Source organism: Nostoc sp., from assembly GCF_036916655.1.
In the GTDB taxonomy this organism is placed as follows: domain Bacteria; phylum Cyanobacteriota; class Cyanobacteriia; order Cyanobacteriales; family Nostocaceae; genus Nostoc.
This window is the reverse complement of record NZ_JBALFY010000112.1, coordinates 1-3,451: the sequence shown is the minus strand read 5'-3', so window position 1 is coordinate 3,451 and position 3,451 is coordinate 1. Positions and strand designations below refer to the sequence as shown.

Sequence of the window (3,451 nt, the reverse complement as noted above, 5' to 3'; positions counted from 1 at the left end):
AACAGTGAAAAATCTTTCAGATGTACCACAGTCAATTTCAGGCTTGGGAATAATCCTTAATTTAACTGACTTTGAGGCTTAACTGAACCGTATTGGGTTACTGATGAGGATAATGCCTAAGCTTTGCAGTTGCGATCGCCTAACTGCTAGTAGTTTACTAGTTACGCCTTGAGATTACTTACTCTAAAAGGTTGTTTGAAAAGTCTAATTTCTGACTCGCCTCGGCGATTAGAAATTGCGGCTACACAGGCAAAACCTGCCTCCGCAGGTTAAAAATCCTTGATTTTGTATTAGTCCACGCAGGTGGACTTGGTTTGTGTAATAGCGAATTCTATTCGCCCAATACTTTTCAAATATCCTCTAAAGCAAATTACTAGTTTTCACTACTTTTTTGCTTAGTCAATTGCTGCACTAACAATTGCACTCCCAAAGCCAACAAACCAATTGCCACTAGACTAAATATCCCACTTCCTAAAGCAACTACACCAACAACCAGAGTACGAACAGCAGAAGAAATCTTCACCACCAAGGGATTAATTGAATGGACAGGTTTCGTTGCAAAATTTGTAGCGATCGCAATCATCAGTGAATATGCTGCAAATCCCATTCCTCCAGAAATCACCGCCCCCGTAAAACAGCGTAACGGACTCGATGTAACTTGTTCTTTAGCATCTATTTGTGGCTTGAGGTTTTGGTCATTCATAATCTTTGGGATTTTAGGTTTGAGATTTTCGATTGGAGGATTAGGAAATAATTATTATCCTTAGCTAATCGTCCTTAAAATTGCATCTCTGCGTCTTTACTAGCCATTTGAATTAAGCATAAAGATTTATTTAAACTGAAGATGCCACCTGAATACCATGTGTAATTGTCCGAGTCACAAACAATTCTAAGTCTTCATCAACAATTGCTTCCCGAACTTGCAGCTTAATTTTTTCTGCCTGCTGTTGAGACTCAAAAAGAGCAAATACTGTTGGCCCAGAACCAGACATCATTGTTCCTAAAACGCCTTCTTGATTTGCAAATATTTCCCGCAGTTGCAAGACTTGCGGATAGGCTGGCAATACCACGCGTTCTAAATCATTGTGCAGTTTTTGGGCAATTTCTTCCGCATCTTTATTCAGAATAGCTTTTACTATTGCTCCTGAATTAACTGCATTAGCACGTGCTACTAAGTTGTCGCTATCTCTAATATAAGAATGACCAAACTGCTGTCGATAGGTTTTGTATGCCCAAGCGGTGGAAACTTCCAGGCTGCGGTATTTTGCCAAGAGTATATATATGTTATCTAAACTCGGCAGGGGAGAAAGTTGTTCACCCCTACCCGTGGCGATCGCAGTTCCACCCGCCACACAAAACGGTACATCTGAACCGAGTGTACTTCCCAACTCCTCTAGTTCTGACTGAGTTAGTCCCAATTTCCACAGTAAATCTATACCTACCAACACCGCTGCTGCATTCGTCGAACCCCCAGCCAACCCAGCAGCAACAGGAATTTGTTTGTTGATACTAATCTCCACGCCTCCATATTTAGCAAAGGCTTCGGGAAACTGTCTCACCATTAATTCTGCCGCGCGGTATGCCAGATTACTTTTATCTGTTGGTACTTGTGGGTGATTGCAGTGAACACGGATATTTTCAGTGCTAATGGAACGCAAATCAATTTGGTCTGCAAGTCCAATACTTTGAAGTATCATGGCTAACTCATGATAGCCATCGAGGCGATCGCCAATGATTTCCAGATACAAGTTGATTTTAGCAGGGGCAATTAGGCTATAAGAACGCATTTTCTGAGAGTGGGGAATGGGGAATGGGGAATGGGGAATGGGGAATGGGGAATGGAAAAAAATCTACCTTGTTCCCTATTCTCTACTCTCTACTCCCAACTCATTTGCTAGAATTACCCATTGCTGAACACTGAGGTCTTCGGCTCTAGCTTGGGGATTTATTTTTAATTGTTCCAGTAAGTGGCTCAAGCGATCGCGTTCTATAACTGATTGCAAATTATTTCGTAACATTTTACGCTTGGCACCAAACCCCAACTTTAAGAAATTCTCTAACTGTCGGGGATTAAGCGCTGGTATTTCTATGTTTCGGGGACGCAATCGCACTACTGCTGAATCCACTTTTGGCGGTGGATGGAATGCGGCCGCTGGGACTGTGCAGATTAACTCACACTCAGCCAAATACTGCACTCGCACACTCAAAGCTCCAAAAGCTTTTGAGCCTGATTTAGCATATAACCTTTCTGCTACTTCTTTTTGTACCAGCAAAACTATAGAGTCAAATGGTTCGGGATTGGGGTTGGCGATCGTACCCAGTAGTTTCTCAATGATTGGCCCTGTAATGTTGTAGGGAATATTGGCTACTACCTTATTTGGCTTGTGGAAATTAGGAAAGGCTGCTAGATAAGATGGTAAATCTAGAGTGAGAAAATCGCCTTGCAGCAGTAAAAATTTTTCAGTCTTACCAAGCTGCTTTGATAGCAGTTGGCATAAGTCGCGGTCTATTTCAACTGCTATCAGAGATTGCACCAATGGTAATAAACGACGAGTCAGAATCCCGGTTCCGGGGCCAATTTCTAGGATGCGATCGCCTTCGGCGTTGGCGGAGTGATCGCTTTCCGTACACTCTGCTGCTTTTATAATTGCGTTGAGCGCCTTTTCACTTTTGAGCCAATGTTGAGCAAAGACCTTGCGCGGTCGGATCATCTGTATTTATTGCCTAGTCTAGTTTTTAGCTTTTTCTCAAAAATTCATTATAAATTTTGAAGCCCCTCTACAGCGCTAGACTCACTGTAACGCCTATCTTCCATTCCGAAAGCGCTCCATAAATGCCCAGGTGGCGATCGCTCTATAGAATAGGAGTCTTAAACCACAAGCTCCACAACAATTCTGCTCTTATATAGTAGTTAGTTCAGGCATGATAATTCAGGATAAATCCCTCCAGCAATACTATCTCCTGCCTTTTTCGATAATCGCTCAACTTGCATCAGATCCCATTGAAAGACAAGCAACCTGCATTATTCACACAGTCAGATTTAGCCACTTTGTTTTCGCCTCCCTCTCGTTGCTGAAGCAATCCATCTGAAAGTATTGCCAGTCAAGCGATTTGCCATTTTAGAAAAAAAATAAATTTACCCCTTGACAAACTAGGGGATGACTAGTTACTCTAGTTAAGTCGGGAAGCGAAAGACGCAAACGACCGCTGAACCTAAAAAACATAATACTTTGAAAGCTTAAGAAAAAACCAATCCTCGTCAAAAGATTTTAGTTTTGGGGTTTCCCAAAAAGATAATCGAAATTGTAATTAGGATTCTGGAAAATATTTTTTCAGAGCCACAAACTCGAAACACAACAAAACGGAGAGTTTGATCCTGGCTCAGGATGAACGCTGGCGGTATGCTTAACACATGCAAGTCGAACGGTGTCTTCGGACATAGTGGCGGACG

The 3,451-nt window shown here is 42.1% G+C and carries 3 protein-coding genes and 1 rRNA gene; 1 reads left to right on the top strand and 3 read right to left on the bottom strand.

Annotated elements, in window-relative coordinates:
* Positions 1 to 373: 373 nt before the first annotated feature.
* The 3 genes from V7L31_RS29740 to rsmA all read right to left on the bottom strand — a co-directional run bounded on the left by V7L31_RS29740 (position 374) and on the right by rsmA (position 2,711).
* A complete protein-coding gene (locus V7L31_RS29740; RefSeq protein WP_334699557.1) occupies positions 374 to 703 on the bottom strand; it encodes a DUF3082 domain-containing protein in 330 nt (109 codons plus the stop codon).
* A gap of 130 nt (positions 704 to 833) precedes the next feature.
* Positions 834 to 1,787 carry a 4-(cytidine 5'-diphospho)-2-C-methyl-D-erythritol kinase gene (ispE, locus tag V7L31_RS29735; RefSeq protein ID WP_334699556.1) on the bottom strand — a complete coding sequence of 318 codons (954 nt, stop codon included), beginning with the start codon at positions 1,785 to 1,787 and terminating at the stop codon, positions 834 to 836.
* A gap of 75 nt (positions 1,788 to 1,862) precedes the next feature.
* Positions 1,863 to 2,711, bottom strand: a complete 849-nt coding sequence (gene rsmA / locus V7L31_RS29730; protein ID WP_334699555.1) for a 16S rRNA (adenine(1518)-N(6)/adenine(1519)-N(6))-dimethyltransferase RsmA — start codon at positions 2,709 to 2,711, stop codon at positions 1,863 to 1,865.
* A 647-nt stretch (positions 2,712 to 3,358) separates the two neighbouring features.
* On the opposite strand from rsmA, the gene V7L31_RS29725 reads away from it, so the two are divergent.
* Positions 3,359 to 3,451, top strand: a 16S ribosomal RNA gene (locus V7L31_RS29725); the annotation flags it as partial.